The organism is Bradyrhizobium sp. CCGUVB1N3 (assembly GCF_024199925.1).
In the GTDB taxonomy this organism is placed as follows: domain Bacteria; phylum Pseudomonadota; class Alphaproteobacteria; order Rhizobiales; family Xanthobacteraceae; genus Bradyrhizobium.
Window position 1 is genome coordinate 4591454 of record NZ_JANADR010000001.1, and the last position, 16328, is coordinate 4607781.

A 16328-nucleotide genomic window follows, 5' to 3' on the forward strand; every position below is an offset into this window, starting at 1 on the left:
CGGCAGCAATAAGCTTGCGAAGGCGCTCTTGCGCCGTGCCCACCACTTTTCGCAATCGTGGAGAGATGGTGGGCACGGCGCGCCAAAGAGCACGCCTTTGCCCACCCTACGGCAGCACACTCAGAACGGCAGCGCCACGCCGGTCTTGATCTCCTTCAGGATCACGTTGCTGCGGACGTAGCGGATGCCGGGAATCCGGAACATGAACTCGTCGAGGAATTTGTTGTAGGCCGCCATGTCCTGCACCACGACGCGCAAATGATAGTCGGCATCGCCCGTCGTCGCAAAGCACTCCAGCACCTCGCGACGCTTCGTCACCCGCGAGACGAACTCGTCGACGAATTTTGCATCGTGCCGCTCCAGCGACACGTGCAGGACCGCCGACATTGCAAACCCCGCCCGCTCGCGCGCGACCAGCGCCGCATAACCCTGAATGATTCCAGCCTCCTCCAGCGCGCGCACCCGGCGCCAGCATGCCGAGGTCGACATGCCGACCTCATCGGCAAGCTGCTGGTTGGTGGCGCGGCCATCCTTCTGAAGATGTGCGAGAATCCGCGTGTCCTGCTCTTCGATCATGGAGGCACCTCAATTCGGACATTTCTACCATATGATGTTATGTGCTGCAAAATCCTACCGAAATCGAAGCTCCGGACGGGATGAATAGGTAAGACCTACCACCCATCAGGGGCTAACCTTCGCCCATCCGGCAGGGACGCCGCGCGAGGTCCGCCATGGACGCTATTCCATCACTCGATGCTTACGAGCTCTCCGACCGCTACGACCGCGAGGACGGCCGCGTCTTCCTGACGGGCACGCAAGCGATCGTCCGCATCGCGCTCGATCAGGCCCGCCGCGATCGCGCCGCGGGACTGAAGACCGCCGGATTCATCTCCGGCTATCGCGGCTCGCCGCTCGGCGGCGTCGACCTCGAGCTGTGGCGTATCAAGGATCGCCTGACGAGAGATCGCATCGAGTTTCTGCCCGCGGTGAACGAAGATCTCGCCGCGACCGCCGTGCTCGGCTCGCAGCAGGTCGAGACGCAAGCCGACCGCGAGGTGCAGGGCGTGTTCGGGCTCTGGTACGGCAAGGGGCCGGGCGTCGATCGTTCCGGCGACGCGCTGAAGCATGGCAACGCCTACGGCTCCTCCCCGCATGGCGGCGTGCTGGTGGTCGCCGGCGACGACCACGGCTGCGTCTCCTCCTCGATGCCGCACCAGTCCGACGTCGCCTTCATGAGCTGGTTCATGCCGACGCTGCATCCGGCGAGCGTCAGCGAGTATCTGGAGTTCGGCGAATATGGCTACGCACTGAGCCGCTTCTCCGGCATGTGGGTCGGCTTCAAGGCGATCTCGGAGATCGTGGAATCAGGCGCCTCCGTCGCGTTGCGTCCGCCGCGCGACTTCCGCACGCCGGACTTCACGCCGCCGCCGGGCGGCCTGCATTATAGGTGGCCGGATCTGCCCGGGCCGCAGATCGAGGAGCGGCTGGAGGCGAAGAAGCACGCGGTCTACGCCTTCGCAAAGGCCAACCCGATCGACCGGCACATCTACGATATCCCGCACGCGACCTACGGCATCGTCACCACCGGAAAGGCGCATCTCGACCTGATGGAGGCGCTGCGGCTGATGGGCCTCGATGAAGCTGCCTGCCGCAGCATCGGCATCGACCTTTATAAGGTCGGCATGGTCTGGCCGCTGGCGCTGCACGACGCGATGGAGTTCGTGAAGGGCAAGCGGGAGATTCTGGTCGTCGAGGAAAAGCGCGGCATCATCGAGAGCCAGTTCAAGGAGTATTTTTACGACTATCCCGGTGCAAAGCCTGAGCGCATGGTCGGCAAGCACGACGAGCGAGGGGCGCGGCTGATCTCCTGGATTGGCGAATTATCGCCGCGGGCGCTCGCGGGCGTGTTGGCGCGACGGCTCGACCCGATGTTTCCGGGGCTGAACCTCACCGCGCGCGCGGCCGCACTGTCGCCGGAGGCGCAGCGCGTGATCACCGTCAGCGGCGCAACACGCACGCCGTATTTCTGTTCCGGCTGCCCGCACAACACGTCCACAAAAGTCCCCGAAGGCTCCAAGGCGCTGGCCGGCATCGGCTGCCACTTCATGGCGAGCTGGATGGACCGCGAGACCTCGTCGCTGATCCAGATGGGCGGCGAAGGCGTGAACTGGGCAGCCTCGTCAAGGTTCACCGGCCACAAGCACGTGTTCCAGAATCTCGGCGAAGGCACCTACTATCACTCCGGCTCGATGGCGATCCGGCAGGCGATCGCCGCGAAAGCCAACATCACCTACAAGATCCTGTTCAACGATGCGGTTGCGATGACCGGCGGCCAGCCGGTCGATGGCCCCATCAGCGTGCACGCGATCGCGCACAGCGTCCGCGCCGAGGGCGTTTCGCGCATCGCGCTGGTGTCGGACGATCCCGCTCATTTCTCGCCTGCGGATTTGCCCAGCGGCGTGACCATCCATCCGCGCGAGGAGATGGATGCCGTGCAGCGCGAGTTGCGCGAGGTTCCCGGCGTCTCCGTGCTGATCTATCAGCAGACCTGCGCCACCGAGAAGCGCCGCCGGCGCAAGCGCGGCCAGATGGTAGACCCGAAGCGTTTTGCCTACATCAACGACCTCGTCTGCGAAGGTTGCGGCGACTGCTCGGTCGAGTCCAACTGCCTGAGCGTCGAGCCGAAGGAGACGCCGTTCGGCCGCAAGCGCCAGATCAATTTGTCGGCCTGCAACAAGGATTTCTCCTGTCTCAACGGCTTCTGCCCGAGTTTCGTGACCGTCGAAGGGGCCACGCGCCGGAAGAAGACGGCGAGCGACGTCGACGCCGTGGGCCGCACCGCCACGCTCCCCCTGCCCGCGCCCGCGGCGCTCGAGCGGCCCTACGATCTCCTGGTGACCGGCGTCGGCGGCACCGGCGTGATCACCGTCGGCGCGCTGATCGGCATGGCGGCGCATCTCGAACGCCGCGGCGTCTCGGTGCTGGATTTCACCGGCTTTGCGCAGAAATTCGGCCCCGTGCTGAGCTACATCCGTCTCGCAGCAAGCCCGGAGGCGCTGCATCAGGTCCGTATCGATCAGGGCGCCACTGATGCGCTGATCGGCTGCGACCTCGTCGTCAGCTCCTCGCCAAAAGCCTCCGGCACCTACCACCGAGGCACGCGCGCCGCGATCAACACCGCGGAGATGCCGACCGGCGACGTCGTCCGCTTCCGCGACGCCGATCTCGCGTCGCCCGCCCGCCTGCGCGCGATCGGCCAGGTCATCGGCGATGCCAACCTCGACACCATCAATGCGAATGCGCTCGCCGAACGGCTGCTCGGCGACGCCGTCTATGCCAACATCATCATGCTCGGCTTTGCCTGGCAGCAGGGCCTTGTGCCGGTCTCGCTCCAGGCGCTGCTTCGCGCGATCGAGCTAAACGGCGTCTCGGTCGAGCGCAACAAGCAAGCCTTCGCCTGGGGCCGGATCGCCGCGGCCGATCCGGATTCTCTCTCCGAGCCGGAGGGCGCTCCCATCGCCGAGACGCTCGATCAGGTGATCGACCGTCGTGTCGAATTTTTGACTGCATATCAGGACGCGGCCTATGCGGCGCGCTATCGGGCGATGATCGCGAAGATACGCAAGCCTGAGTCCAGCCTTGGCAGCGCGGCGCTGACCGATGCGGTCGCGCGCTCCCTGTTCAAGCTGATGGCCTACAAGGACGAATACGAGGTGGCGCGCCTGCACATGCAGACCGGCTTCCTTGACGCGCTCAAGCGCGAGTTCGACGGCGATTTCAGGGTCAACTACCATCTGGCGCCGCCTTTCCTCACCTCAAGGCGCGACGCGCGCGGCCGGCCGCGCAAGCGCGCCTTCGGGCAGTGGATCCAGATGCCGCTTGCCGTGCTCGCACGGCTGAAGGGGCTGCGCGGCACGCCGTTCGATCCGTTCGGCTACACCGCCGAGCGGCGCGCAGAGCGGGAGCTGATCACCTGGTACGAAGGACTGATCGAGACGATGCTCACCCGCCTCGATGCCGACACGCTGTCGGACATCGTCGCCATCGCCAAGGCCCCGATGGACATCCGCGGTTACGGCCCGGTGAAGGATGCCGCGATCGCAAAGGTCAAGGCCCAGGTGGAGGCCCTGCTGGCAAACCTGTCCGCCTCACCATCGCAAAAAATGCGGAGCTACGGTTGACGCGGCGGCAGCGAGGCTTCAGCTTTCATTCCGCTGATGGGGACCCCTGATCGCGTCCCCGCAATCGGGTAACGCATCATGACGGATTACGACCAGCTCACCTTGACACAGGCCGCGGCCGATATAAGCAGCGGAAGGATCACCAGCCACGCGCTCACCACGGAAGCGCTCGCGCGCGCCAAGGCCAGCGCCGACCTGAATGCCTTCGTCACCCTGGATGAGGTGGGCGCGCTCAAGGCAGCTGCTGCATTCGATGCGCGGGCGAAGAGCGGGGCTGACAAGCCGCTCGGCGGCGTTCCTATCGTCATCAAGGACAATATCGAGGTGGCGGGGCTGCCCTGCACGGCCGGAACGCCTGCGCTCAAGGATTTCGTTCCGCAAGCCGATGCGCTGGTGGTGGCGAGCTTACGCGCAGCGGGTGCGATCATTCTCGGCAAGACCAGCATGCACGAGCTCGCCTTCGGCATCTCCGGCTACAACACCGCGTTCAAGACCGGCGCCGAGCTCGGCGTGCGCAACGCCTATGATCGCTCCCTGATCGCCGGCGGATCCTCATCCGGAACGGGTGCCGCAATCGGCGCGCGGATCGTCGCGGGAGGCCTTGGAACCGACACCGGCGGATCGGTCAGGGTGCCCGGCGCGCTGAACGGCTGCGCCTCGCTGCGTCCGACGGTCGGACGCTATGCGCAAGCCGGCATCGCGCCGATCTCGCATACCCGCGACACTGCAGGCCCGATGGCCGCCACCATGGCTGACGTCGCACTGCTCGACCGCGTCATCACCGGCGGCGACGCGGTTCTGCCGGCCGATCTCAAGCAGGTGCGCATCGGCCTCGTCAGGAGCATGCTGGCCAATCTCGATGCCGATACCGACGCCGCCTTCCGCGCCGCGCTCGAGCAGATCAAGTCGCAAGGCGCGACCGTGGTCGAGATCGAGATGCCGCAAGTCGCCGAACTCAACGGCCAGGTCGGATTTCCCGTCGCGCTGTATGAAGCCTATGACGACATGGTCGCCTATCTCGCGCACACCGGCACCGGCATCACCATCGCGGCGCTCGCGGAAGGAATCGCCAGCCCCGACGTGAAGGGTACTTATGACGGCCTCGTGCTCCCGCGCAAACTCCCCGCGCCCGACGGCACGCTGGTGGACGCCAAGCCGGTCTACGATGCGGCGATCAAGACCGCCCGTCCGGCGCTGCAGGCACTCTACCGCGACACGTTTGCAAGCAACCGGCTCGATGCCATCGCCTTCCCGACCACGCCGCGGGTTGCCATTCCCTCCAACCCTGATTCCAGCAGCCTGGAGAATTTTGGGCTCTTCATCCAGAACACCGATCCCGGCAGCAATGCCGGCATTCCCGGCATCCAGATTCCGATTGCCTTGGGTGCGAGGAGCAAATTGCCGATCGGGCTCGAGCTCGATGGCCCCGCGGGCAGCGACCTGCGGCTGCTCGCCATCGGCATGGCGCTGGATAAGGTATTCGGCCGGCTGCCGGCGCCGAAATAATCGGCGCCTGGACGCTCAGGCGTAGGGATTGATCAGCTTCTGCTGCTCGGCGCTGTGGTGCACGAGCATGTCGATGAAAGTCCTCACCTTCGCCGACAGATGATGGCGATGCGGATAGACGGCGTTCATCGAGAGCTCGACGGGCCGGTATTCCGGCAGCAGGCGAACCAGGCGGCCGGCTTCGAGATCGTCGTGCACCATGAAACCTGCGGCCAGGCAAATGCCGGCACCTTGCAGCGCTGCGGTGCGCAGGGCCTCGCCGCTGTTGGTGAGAAGAGTGCCGGATACGCGGACCGATGCTGGGTTTCCCTTGCGATCGAGGAAGCGCCACTCCTCGAAGGGATAGTTCAGATGGCGCACGCAATTGTGCTCCGCAAGCTCCTCGAGCTGCTGCACGCGCCCGCGCGCCTCGATATAGGCGTGTGAGCAGCACAGTACGTGGCGCCAGGTCGCAAGGCTTCGCACGATCAGGCTGGAATCCGGCGGCGACGTCATGCGCAGCGCCAGATCAAAGCCCTCCTCGATCAGATCGACATTGGCTTCGCCCATGCGCAAGTCGACCTTCGCCTCGGGATAGGCCGACAGGAATTCGGCCACGACCGGCGCGACGAACGGCACCATATGGGTGGCGCTGTGGATGCGCAGCGTGCCGCGCGGCGTCGATTGCAGCGCGCCGGCGATGTCGTCGGCCTGTTCGAGCTCGGCGAGGATCTGCGTCGAGCGGTCGTAATAGGCCTGGCCGATTTCGGTGAGGCTCACTTTCCGCGTCGTGCGGTTGAGGAGGCGCACGCCGAGCCGGTCTTCCAGTGCCTGGACGTGGTTGCTCACCATGGTCGTCGACATGTTGAGGCGGCGGGCGGCGGCGGAAAATCCGCCGTTTTCGACCACCCGGACGAAGGCCGTGAGGCTGGTGAAGCGGTCCATGATCGAGGCTCCGATTATCCGCTCATGCTGGATAATGCTTCCAGTTCTTCGGGGATTATCACAACGGGCGGGACAGCGCATCTTACCGTCACAGGACGGGTCCTTTCGCAAAGGGGCGCCCGGAAATCTCGCGAGGAAGCCATGTCGAACGCCGCTTATGTCACTGAACCCAATACAAAAATCAGTCTTCGCCCGTCCCGGTTGGCGATCAAGCGGGCGGCTGTTGCGCTCGCCCTGGTGCTCGGCGTCGCCGCAGCAGGCGATTTTGGCTACGGCTACATGACGACCGGGCGCTACCTCGAATCCACCGATGACGCCTATGTGAAGGCGGACTCCACCATCATCGCCCCAAAAGTCTCCGGCTACATCGCCCAGGTGCTGGTCGGCGACAATGAGAAGGTCCGGGCGGGCCAAATGCTGGCGCGGATCGACGACCGCGATTTCAGGGCGGCGCTCGACCAGGCCCGCGCCGACGTTGCGGCCGGCGAGGCTTCGGTCCGCAATCTCGATGCGCAGATCGCGCTGCAGCAGCCCATCATCGAACAGAGCACGGCCGACGTCGCTGCAGCAGAGGCCAATTTGAAATTCGCGCAGGAGGAACGCGCGCGCTACGACGACCTGATGAAATCGGGCTCCGGCACGATCCAGCGCGCGCAGCAGACCGATGCCGCGCTCCGTGCCAGCGACGCGCAATTGCAGCACGCGAAGTCAGGCCTTTTGGCCGCGCAGCGCAAGGTCGACGTGCTCACCACCGAACGCGCCAAGGCCGTCGCGCAGCTCGAACGCGCTCGCGCCGTCGCGGCGCAGGCCTCGCTCAATCTCTCCTACACCGAGATCACCGCGCCGGTGGACGGCACGGTCGGCGCCCGCTCGATGCGGGTCGGCCAGCTCGTGCAGGCTGGAACGCAATTGATGGCGGTGGTGCCGCTCGATGCGGTCTATGTCGTCGCCAACTTCAAGGAGACCCAGCTCACCCATGTGCGCGCCGGCCAGCCGGTGGAACTGCATATCGACAGTTTCCGCAATCAGACGCTGCGCGGCCATGTCGACAGCCTGTCGCCGGCGAGCGGGCTCGAATTCGCGCTGCTGCCGCCTGACAACGCCACCGGCAACTTCACCAAGATCGTGCAGCGCGTGCCCGTGAAGATCGTGCTCGACGACCACAGACTGAGCGGCCTGTTGCGGCCCGGCATGTCGGCGGTGCCGACCGTCAACACCAAGGCGGCCGTCACGGCCGAGCGCAACACGGGCAAGCGCGTGGCCGACACCACGAGGCCAGCGAACGGCGGCTGACGCCGCCGTCTCGGCCGGATTGTCAAGTCTTGCCGAACGATCCTTCCAAAACTTCCGCGATTATCGAAACCATCCGCCTAATTCATCCTGTCTCCGTAACCGAGACGAGGCTTCCATGAGCACGCTCCAACCCGCCCTCAACTCCGCTGCCGCCGCAGCCATTCCAGCTCCGGCTGCGACCGCCACGCCCGCGGTTTCCGCAAAAACCTGGATCGCCGTGATCGGCGCGACGCTCGGCGCCTTCATGGCGGTGCTGAACATCCAGATCGTCAACGCCTCGCTCGCCGACATCCAGGGCGCGATCGGTGCCGGCATCGACGATGGCGGCTGGATCTCGACCTCCTACCTGATCGCGGAGATCGTGGTGATCCCGCTTTCGGGATGGCTTGCCCAGGTGTTCTCCATCCGCGTCTATCTCCTCACCAACGCGGTCCTGTTCCTGATCCTGTCGGCGGCCTGCGCGCTGGCGCAGGACCTGCCGCAGATGATCGTGCTGCGCGCCGTCCAAGGCTTTACCGGCGGCGTGCTGATCCCGATGGCCTTCACGCTGATCATCACGCTGCTGCCGCGGACGAAGCAGCCGGTGGGCCTTGCGCTGTTCGCGTTGTCGGCGACCTTTGCCCCCGCGATCGGCCCGACCATCGGCGGCTATCTCACCGAGAATTTGGGCTGGCAATACATCTTCTATGTCAACCTGGTTCCGGGCGCGATCATGCTCGGCATGCTCTGGTACGCGCTGGAACCAAAGCCGATGAAGCTCGCGCTGCTGCGCGACGGCGACTGGGCCGGCATCATCACCATGGCGATCGGCCTCTCCGCGCTTCAGACCGTGCTCGAGGAAGGCAACAAGGACGACTGGTTCGGCTCACCCTTCATCGTCAAGCTGTCCGTGATCGCCGCGGTTGCGCTGATCGCGTTCCTGATCATCGAGCTGACTGTCGAGAAGCCGCTACTCAATCTGCGCCTGCTGGTCCGCCGCAATTTCGGCTTCGGCATGCTCGCGAACTTCCTGCTCGGCGTCGCACTCTACGGTTCCGTGTTCATCCTGCCGCAGTATCTGGCACGCATCCAGGGCTATAATGCCGAACAGATCGGCATGGTGCTGGCCTGGACCGGACTGCCGCAGCTCGTGCTGATACCGCTGGTGCCGCGCCTGATGCAGCGTTTCGATGCGCGGATCATCATCGGCATCGGTTTCGTGCTGTTCGCAGGCTCAAACTTCATGAACATCACCATGACCAGCGACACTGCCGCCGATCAGCTCATGTGGCCCAACATCGTCCGCGCGCTCGGCCAGGCGCTGGTGATGGCGCCGCTGTCGGCAGTCGCAACATCAGGCATCGAGCCGGAGAATGCAGGCTCGGCCTCCGGCCTGTTCAACATGATGCGCAACCTCGGCGGCGCCGTCGGCATTGCGCTATTGCAGACCGTGCTCACCAAGCGAGAGCAGTATCACTCCAACGTGCTGATGCAGTCCGTCTCGGTCTTCGAGCAGTCGACCCGCACGCGGCTGGAACAACTGACCCAGTATTTCGTCAATCACGGCGTCGTCGACCGCACCGATGCGGCGCATCGCGCCTATGTCGCGATCGGCCATGTCGTGCAGAAGCAGGCCTTCATCCTCGCCTTCAGCGACACTTTCTATCTGCTCGGCGCAGCGCTGATCGTCGCCCTGATCGCGTCCCTCTTTCTGAAGAAGCCCAACCAAGTCTCAGCGGGCGGAGCCCACTGACCAACCCAAGGAGAACGACCATGAAGCCGCGCATGAACTTCTACCAGGCCGCCCCCGACACACTCAAAGCCCTGATGGCGCTGGAGGAGCATATCCAGTCGACGGGGCTCGAAAAGTCGCTGATCGAGCTCGTCAAGATCCGGGCGTCGCAGATCAACGGTTGCGCCTTCTGCATCAACATGCACACCGAGGACGCGCGCAAGCGGGGCGAGACTGAGCAGCGCATCTATCTGCTCAATGCATGGCGCGAATCCCCGCTCTATACCGATCGCGAGCGCGCGGCGCTGGCCTGGACCGATTCAGTGACATTGATCTCGGAGACGCACGCGCCCGACGACGTCTACGCGCAGGTCCGCGCGCAATTCTCCGATGAGGAGACGGTCAACCTGACCATGCTGATCGGGGCCATCAATGCGTGGAACAGGATCGCGATCGCGTTCCGGGCGATTCATCCCGTGAAGGTGAAGGCGTCGGTGGCGTGACGGGGCGGGACGCCCCTCGCGGGCAAATCTCGTAGGGTGGGCAAAGCGAAGCGTGCCCACCGTTTTTTTTCAGCAAACCTGAGAGAAGACGTGGGCACGGCGCAAGCGCGCCTTTGCCCACCCTACGATAGCTGAGTATGAGGCCTAAACCCCCGTCGCCTTGGCGAAGTCCACGTAGATCTCACGCAGCCGCGTCGCCATCGGGCCGGGCTTGCCACCGCCGACCTGCTTGCCGTCGATCGCGACCACCGGCTGGACGAACAGCGACGCGGAGGTGATGAAAGCCTCCTTGGCGGCGAGCGCTTCAGCGACCGTGAAGGCGCGCTCCTCGACCCGGAGCTGGCGCTCTTCGGCGAGCGCCACCACGGCCTTGCGGGTGCAGCCGGGCAGAATCGAATTCGAATTCTGCCGGGTCACGATGACGTCGTCCTGGGTCAGGATGAACGCCGACGACGAGCCGCCTTCGGTGACGAAGCCATCTTCGAGCATCCAGGCTTCGCCCGCCCCGGCCTCCGCCGCCGCCTGCTTCGCCAAGACCTGCGCCAGCAGCGCCACGCTCTTGATGTCGCGGCGTTCCCAGCGGATGTCGGGTACCGTGATGACGTTGATGCCGGTTTTTGCCGAGGCCGCGTTGATGATGTCCTTCTCGGAGGTAAACATGACCAGCGTCGGCTTGACGTCGCCCTTGGGGAAAGCGAAGTCGCGGCCCGTGTCGGCGCCGCGCGTCACTTCGAGATAAACCAAACCATTGACGAGCTTGTTGCGCGCGACAAGCTCCTTCTGGATCTCGGTGATGCGCCCGACCGTCTCGGGGAGCTTCAGCTTGATCTCGCCGACCGAGCGTTCGAGCCGCGCCAGATGCGAGGCGTTGTCGACCAGCTTGCCCTCAAGCACGGCCGCGACCTCATAGATGCCGTCCGCGAACAGAAAGCCGCGATCGAGGACCGAGACTTTGGCTTCCGAAAGCGGGACGAATGAGCCGTTGACGTAGGCGATCGAGTCCAAGGGAGGTCTCCTGTCGGGAATTCCGGGAATTGGCGCGCTTATACGCGAATCAGGGGCGCCGATCACCCCTCGTTTCGTCATTCCGGGGCATTCGCGGAGCGAATGAGCCCGGAATCTCGAGATTCCGGGTTCGCCTCTTCGAGGCGCCCCGGAATGACGACGGAGTTAGTGGGAGAGAATCTTCGACAAGAACTTCTGGGCGCGGTCGCTTCTGGGCTTGCCGAAGAAGTCGTCCTTCGGGGCGTCCTCGACGATCTCGCCGCGGTCCATGAAGATCACGCGGTTGGCGACCTTGCGGGCAAAGCCCATTTCGTGGGTGACGACCATCATGGTCATGCCCTCGCGCGCGAGGTCGACCATGACGTCCAGCACCTCGCTCACCATCTCGGGGTCGAGCGCCGAGGTCGGCTCGTCGAACAGCATGACGATGGGGTCCATCGCGAGCGCGCGCGCGATCGCGACGCGCTGCTGCTGGCCGCCGGACAGCTGCGCCGGAAACTTTTGCGCCTGCTCCTTCAACCCGACGCGCTCCAGAAGCTGCATGCTCTTGGCCAGCGCCTTGTCGTGCGAACGGCCGATCACCTTCTCCTGCGCAAGGCAGAGGTTGTCGATGATCTTGAGATGCGGGAACAGCTCGAAGTGCTGGAACACCATGCCGACGCGCGAACGGAGCTTCGGCAGGTTGGTCTTGGGATCATGCACCTTGGTCCCGTCGACGGTGATCTCACCGCTCTGGAACGGCTCGAGCGCGTTGACGCATTTGATCAGCGTCGACTTGCCCGAACCGGAGGGACCGCAGACCACGACCACCTCGCCCTTGGTGACGCTGGTGGTGCAGTCGGTCAGCACCTGGAAGGTCGGGCTGTACCATTTGTTGACGTGACTGATTTCGATCATGAGCAACTAGCCTACCGGATGATGGCGATGCGCGACTGCAGGCGGCGGACGCCGAAGGACGCGATACAGGAGATGGTGAAGTAGACGACTGCGGCGAACAGGTACATCTCGACGAGACGCCCGTCGCGCTGCGCGACCTTGCTGGCGGCGCCGAGGAAGTCCGGGATCGACAGCACATAGACGAGCGAGGTGTCCTGGAACAGCACGATGGTCTGCGTGATCAGCACCGGCAGCATGTTGCGGAACGCCTGCGGCAGCACGACGTAGCGCATGGTCTGCGCATAGGTCAGGCCGAGCGCGCTCGCGGCGGCGGGCTGGCCCCGCGAGATCGACTGGATGCCGGCGCGCATGATCTCGGAGAAATAAGCCGCCTCGAACATGATGAACGTGATGAGCGAGGAGGCGAAGGCACCGACCTTGATCGGGCGCGCCGAGCCGGTCAGCCACTGGCCGATATAGGGCACCAGGAAGTAGAACCAGAAGATGACCAGAACCAGCGGCAGCGAGCGCATGAAGTCGACATAGAGCCCGGCGATGCGGCCGAGCAGCTTGTAGCCCGACAGCCGCATCAGGGCGATCGCCGTGCCGAAAATCAGGCCGCCGAGCGCGGCAAGCGCCGTGAGTGTCAGCGTGAACGTCATGCCCTCGTAGAACAGATAGGGCAGCGCGCGGCGGATGACGTCGAAATCAAAATTGCCGAGCATCGCTATTTCCCCGAGATGTAGCCGGGGATCGCGACCCAGCGCTCGAGGAAGCGCATTGCGGTCACGACGACGGCGTTGACGAGGAGATAGAGGATGGTCGCAGCCGTGAAGGCCTCGAACACCTGGAACGAGAATTCCTGCATCGAGCGCGCCTGCCCAGTCAGCTCGATCAGGCCGATGGTGATCGCGACCGCGGTGTTCTTGATGGTGTTGAGGAACTCGGAGGTCAGCGGCGGCAGGATGATACGGAAGGCCATCGGCAGCAGCACATAGCGGTATCCCTGCACGGTGGTGAGGCCCAATGCAGTGGCCGCCATCTTCTGCCCGCGCGGCAGCGAGGAGATGCCCGCCTGCAATTGCACGGCAACGCGCGCCGACATGAACAGGCCGACGCCGATCGCCGCCGTCCAGAACGGCGCGTTCGGCAATTGCTTCAGCCACAGGCCGGCCGCCTTCGGCAGCAATTCCGGCAGCACGAAGAACCACAGGAAGAGCTGCACCAGCAGCGGCATGTTGCGGAAAAACTCGACCCAGCAAAAGCCGAACCAGTCGGCGGCCTTCGACGGCAGCGTACGCATCACGCCGACGATCGAGCCGAAGATCAGCGCGATGATCCAGGCGAGCAGCGCCGTCTTGATGGTCAGCCACAGTCCCGACAACAGCATGTCGAGATAGGTGCCGGTGCCCATCGGGTTCGGCTCGAAGAAGATCTTCCAGTTCCAGTTGTAGTTCACGTGTCCCCCGCGCGAACATCGCAGCTAACGCCGCATGAAACGACATCGAATAGCAGAGGCGCAGTCGGTGCGCCCCCTCGCCCCGCTTGCGGGGAGAGGGTTGGGGTGAGGGGGAGTCTCCACGAGGGAGTTGCCAGTTGGACTCGTGGAGAGTCCCCCTCACCCGGATCGCATCTTCGATGCGATCCGGCCTCTCCCCGCGTGCGGGGAGAGGCAAAACTTGTGGCGCCACCTATGCAATCATCAGGCCATTGCGCCGGCGGCAGCCGATCGAGGCTTACTTATAGTCGTCCGGATTCGGCGAGTCCGTCGGCTTGGCGAACTCGTTCTTCAATTCGGCCGAGATCGGCGTGTTGAGGTTCAGGCTCTTCGGCGGGACCTTCTCCATGAACCACTTGTTGTAGATCTTCTCGCCTTCACCGCTCGTGTAGAGCGCGGCGGTCGCCGCATCGACCACCTTCTTGAAGGCGGCGTCGTCCTTGCGCAGCATGATGCCATAAGGCTCGGGCTTGGAGAATGCATCCTTGGAGATCACATAGTCGGCCGGCGACTTCGAGCCGGCGACGAGGCTCGCAAGCAGGATGTCGTCCATCACGAAGGCGACGGCGCGATCGGTCTCCACCATCAGGAAGGCTTCGGCGTGGTCCTTGGCCGGAATGATGTTGGCGCCCAGGCTCTTCGCAACGTTGGCCTCGGTGAGCTGCTTGATGTTGGTGGTGCCGGCGGTCGAGACCACCGTCTTGCCCTTCAGGTCATCGATCGACTTGAGGCCGCTCGACTTCTTGAACACGTAGCGGCTGGCGGTCAGGAAGTGGGTGTTGGTGAAGGCGACCTGCTTCTGCCGTTCGGCATTGTTGGTGGTCGAGCCGCATTCGAGATCGATGGTGCCATTGGCCATCAGCGGAATGCGCGTCGCCGAGGTCACCGGGTTGAGCTTGACCTCGAGCTTGTCGAGCTTGAGCTCCTTCTTCACGGCGTCGACGATCTTGTAGCAGATGTCCATCGCGAACCCGACGGGCTTCTGGTTGTCGTCGAGATAGGAGAACGGGATCGAGGAGTCACGGAAGCCGAGCGTGATGGCGCCGGTGTCCTTGATGTTCTTGAGCGTGCCGGTCAGCTCCTCGGCACCGGCCTGGCTCGCGACCAAGCTGGCAGCGAGCACGAGGCCGAAGTTACGGAAATGTTTCACTTTTTTCTCCCTTATGGAATGGCGTCCGGATGCTGGCATAAATCGGGCCGGATTAGAATGTGACTTTCGGAGCCCTTCACCTAGCCGAGCGGACGCGGTAGCTCCCCCAGGTCCCAGAACAGGCCGGCCATGACGGTCAGCGCCTCCTCTGTCAATGGCAGCAGGATGTGCTCGTTTGGCGCGTGCTGGGAGCAGCCGGGATAGGAATGCGGCACCCAGATCGTCGGCAAGCCAAGAATCTCGGAGAACACGTCGTTCGGCAATGAGCCGCCGAAATTCGGCAGGATCGCAGGCGCCTTGCCGGTGGTCGCTTGCACGGAGTCCGCGGCCCATTTGATCCAGGGGCTGTCGAAATCGGTGCGTGAGGCGGCAAAGCTCTGCGCCGCCCGCACCTCGACCATCGGAAAACCCTTTTCGGCGAGATGCGCGCGGATGGCGTCGACGAGGCCGTCGATCCTGGTGCCGACCACGAAACGCAATTGTAGCACCGCGTTAGCATGGCCCGGGATCGCGTTCGCCGGCTTCTCGATATTGCCCGACGACATCGCCAGCACTTCGAGCGTGTTCCAGGCGTAGAGCCGCTCCGCTGCCGACAATCCGTCCTCGCCCCAATTCTCGGCGAGCGCGGGCTCGTCTTCCGTCGGCTCGACTTTAACGTCGGCAAGGAAGCTTCGGATCTGGTTGGTGAGGCGCGGCGGCTTCAGGGCATCGAGTTGGAGGCGGCCGTGGCCGTCAACCAGCGTGGAAATCGCGTTCACCAGGATCGTCGCGGGGTTGGCGAGCACACCGCCCCAATTGCCGGAGTGATTTCCGCCATCGCGCAAGTTGACGTCGAGATGGATGCGGACGCCGCCCCGGCAGCCGAGGAACAGCGTCGGGCGATCCGCAGACAAACGCGGCCCGTCGGAGGCCATGAACAGATCGGCCTTCAACGCCTCGCGGTTGAGATCGCAGACCTTGCCGAGATCGGGCGAGCCGATCTCCTCGCCCATCTCGACGATGAATTTGGCGTTGAAGCCGAGCTTGCCGCCACGCGCGGCGCGCACCGCGCGAAGCGCGGCCATGTTGATGCTGTGCTGGCCCTTGTTGTCGGCGGTGCCGCGGCCGTAGACGCGAATACCTGATGTCGTCGTGCGCCAGGGATCGCGATTGTCGCGCCACTCGCCCTCCATGCCGTCAACGACGTCGCCATGGCCATAGATCAGAACGGTCGGCGCGGACGCGCTCTCGATACGCTCCGCAATCAGGAACGGCGCCTTTCCGCTCGGCGATTCCACCAGCCGGCTCTCGAAGTCGAGCGCGGCAAAGGCAGGCTGCATCTCCTGTTCCAGATAGGCACGCAGCTCGGCGCCGCGCGAGACGTTCTGGCTCTCGGTACGATAGGCGACGCGACGGTCGAGCTCTGCGAGGAACGCCCCAGATGTGAAATCGTCGCGGGCGCGGGTAATGGCGTCGGCTCTGGTCATTTCGTTCTTTTTCAAGCCTGGATTTGGAACAAGCGTAGCGGGATACGCCGTCTTTCGGAAGTGGCGGGCGTTGGCAATCGACTCTTCAATTGACTCTTGCCAACGGCCGGGAGCTTCTTGAATTTGGCCTTGCCAAGGGCAGGCTGGATGCAAGACTTGGCCAACTGCCGGGGACCGATAGCATCGAGATGAGCCCGGGGATAGTGGCGCCGAGG

The 16328-nt window shown here is 64.3% G+C and carries 13 protein-coding genes; 5 read left to right on the plus strand and 8 right to left on the minus strand.

All coding sequences use genetic code 11. The features are described 5' to 3' along the window. Positions 1-120 precede the first annotated feature (120 nt). Entirely contained in the window at positions 121-576 is a 456-nt protein-coding gene (locus NLM33_RS21970) for an Lrp/AsnC family transcriptional regulator (RefSeq protein ID WP_254098627.1), read from the minus strand. A gap of 155 nt (positions 577-731) precedes the next feature. Between NLM33_RS21970 and NLM33_RS21975 the strand changes: the two genes are divergently transcribed. Together NLM33_RS21975 and iaaH are read left to right on the plus strand one after the other, a co-directional pair. Further along, positions 732-4181 (plus strand): indolepyruvate ferredoxin oxidoreductase family protein, encoded by a 3450-nt coding sequence (locus NLM33_RS21975; RefSeq protein WP_254098629.1) that lies wholly within the window; start codon positions 732-734, stop codon positions 4179-4181. A gap of 78 nt (positions 4182-4259) precedes the next feature. Next, positions 4260-5687, plus strand: a complete 1428-nt coding sequence (gene iaaH / locus NLM33_RS21980; RefSeq protein WP_254098631.1) for an indoleacetamide hydrolase — start codon at positions 4260-4262, stop codon at positions 5685-5687. 15 nt (positions 5688-5702) lie between these two features. On the opposite strand, the gene NLM33_RS21985 is transcribed toward iaaH, so the two are convergent. Next, positions 5703-6611 (minus strand): LysR family transcriptional regulator, encoded by a 909-nt coding sequence (locus NLM33_RS21985; RefSeq protein ID WP_254098633.1) that lies wholly within the window; start codon positions 6609-6611, stop codon positions 5703-5705. A gap of 141 nt (positions 6612-6752) precedes the next feature. On the opposite strand from NLM33_RS21985, the gene NLM33_RS21990 reads away from it, so the two are divergent. The 3 genes from NLM33_RS21990 (at position 6753) to NLM33_RS22000 (ending at position 10118) form a co-directional block, all read left to right on the plus strand. Further along, a complete protein-coding gene (locus tag NLM33_RS21990) occupies positions 6753-7904 on the plus strand; it encodes an HlyD family secretion protein (RefSeq protein WP_254098635.1) in 1152 nt (383 codons plus the stop codon). A gap of 115 nt (positions 7905-8019) precedes the next feature. Next, positions 8020-9636: a DHA2 family efflux MFS transporter permease subunit gene (locus NLM33_RS21995; protein ID WP_254098637.1), complete on the plus strand. Its 1617-nt coding sequence runs from the start codon at positions 8020-8022 to the stop codon at positions 9634-9636. 20 nt (positions 9637-9656) lie between these two features. After that, positions 9657-10118: a carboxymuconolactone decarboxylase family protein gene (locus tag NLM33_RS22000; protein WP_254098639.1), complete on the plus strand. Its 462-nt coding sequence runs from the start codon at positions 9657-9659 to the stop codon at positions 10116-10118. A gap of 144 nt (positions 10119-10262) precedes the next feature. Here NLM33_RS22000 and NLM33_RS22005 read toward each other — a convergent pair whose 3' ends face one another. From NLM33_RS22005 to NLM33_RS22030, 6 genes are all read right to left on the minus strand, one after another. Next, positions 10263-11123, minus strand: coding sequence for a D-amino-acid transaminase (locus tag NLM33_RS22005; RefSeq protein ID WP_254098641.1), 861 nt, complete (start codon positions 11121-11123; stop codon positions 10263-10265). A gap of 165 nt (positions 11124-11288) precedes the next feature. After that, the gene (locus NLM33_RS22010) at positions 11289-12020 is read right to left on the minus strand and encodes an amino acid ABC transporter ATP-binding protein (protein WP_254098643.1); all 732 of its coding nucleotides are present in this window, start codon (positions 12018-12020) and stop codon (positions 11289-11291) included. Positions 12021-12031: 11 nt separating this feature from the next. Continuing rightward, the gene (locus NLM33_RS22015; protein ID WP_254098644.1) at positions 12032-12724 is read right to left on the minus strand and encodes an amino acid ABC transporter permease; all 693 of its coding nucleotides are present in this window, start codon (positions 12722-12724) and stop codon (positions 12032-12034) included. Positions 12725-12726: 2 nt separating this feature from the next. Continuing rightward, a complete protein-coding gene (locus NLM33_RS22020) occupies positions 12727-13458 on the minus strand; it encodes an amino acid ABC transporter permease (RefSeq protein WP_254098646.1) in 732 nt (243 codons plus the stop codon). Positions 13459-13735: 277 nt separating this feature from the next. Further along, the gene (locus tag NLM33_RS22025; RefSeq protein ID WP_254098648.1) at positions 13736-14647 is read right to left on the minus strand and encodes an amino acid ABC transporter substrate-binding protein; all 912 of its coding nucleotides are present in this window, start codon (positions 14645-14647) and stop codon (positions 13736-13738) included. An 80-nt stretch (positions 14648-14727) separates the two neighbouring features. Then, a complete protein-coding gene (locus tag NLM33_RS22030) occupies positions 14728-16113 on the minus strand; it encodes a M20 family metallopeptidase (protein ID WP_254098650.1) in 1386 nt (461 codons plus the stop codon). Between the last annotated feature and the right edge of the window lie 215 nt (positions 16114-16328).

What these genes read in the sequence shown, in the direction of transcription:
- NLM33_RS22010 (WP_254098643.1), bottom strand. Translation starts at nt 12,020, where the DNA reads ATGATCGAAATCAGTCACGTCAACAAATGGTACAGCCCGACCTTCCAG.
- NLM33_RS22015 (WP_254098644.1), bottom strand. Translation starts at nt 12,724, where the DNA reads ATGCTCGGCAATTTTGATTTCGACGTCATCCGCCGCGCGCTGCCCTAT.
- NLM33_RS21995 (WP_254098637.1), top strand. Translation starts at nt 8,020, where the DNA reads ATGAGCACGCTCCAACCCGCCCTCAACTCCGCTGCCGCCGCAGCCATT.
- NLM33_RS22030 (WP_254098650.1), bottom strand. Translation starts at nt 16,113, where the DNA reads ATGACCAGAGCCGACGCCATTACCCGCGCCCGCGACGATTTCACATCT.
- NLM33_RS22000 (WP_254098639.1), top strand. Translation starts at nt 9,657, where the DNA reads ATGAAGCCGCGCATGAACTTCTACCAGGCCGCCCCCGACACACTCAAA.
- NLM33_RS21985 (WP_254098633.1), bottom strand. Translation starts at nt 6,611, where the DNA reads ATGGACCGCTTCACCAGCCTCACGGCCTTCGTCCGGGTGGTCGAAAAC.
- NLM33_RS21970 (WP_254098627.1), bottom strand. Translation starts at nt 576, where the DNA reads ATGATCGAAGAGCAGGACACGCGGATTCTCGCACATCTTCAGAAGGAT.
- NLM33_RS21975 (WP_254098629.1), top strand. Translation starts at nt 732, where the DNA reads ATGGACGCTATTCCATCACTCGATGCTTACGAGCTCTCCGACCGCTAC.
- iaaH (WP_254098631.1), top strand. Translation starts at nt 4,260, where the DNA reads ATGACGGATTACGACCAGCTCACCTTGACACAGGCCGCGGCCGATATA.
- NLM33_RS21990 (WP_254098635.1), top strand. Translation starts at nt 6,753, where the DNA reads ATGTCGAACGCCGCTTATGTCACTGAACCCAATACAAAAATCAGTCTT.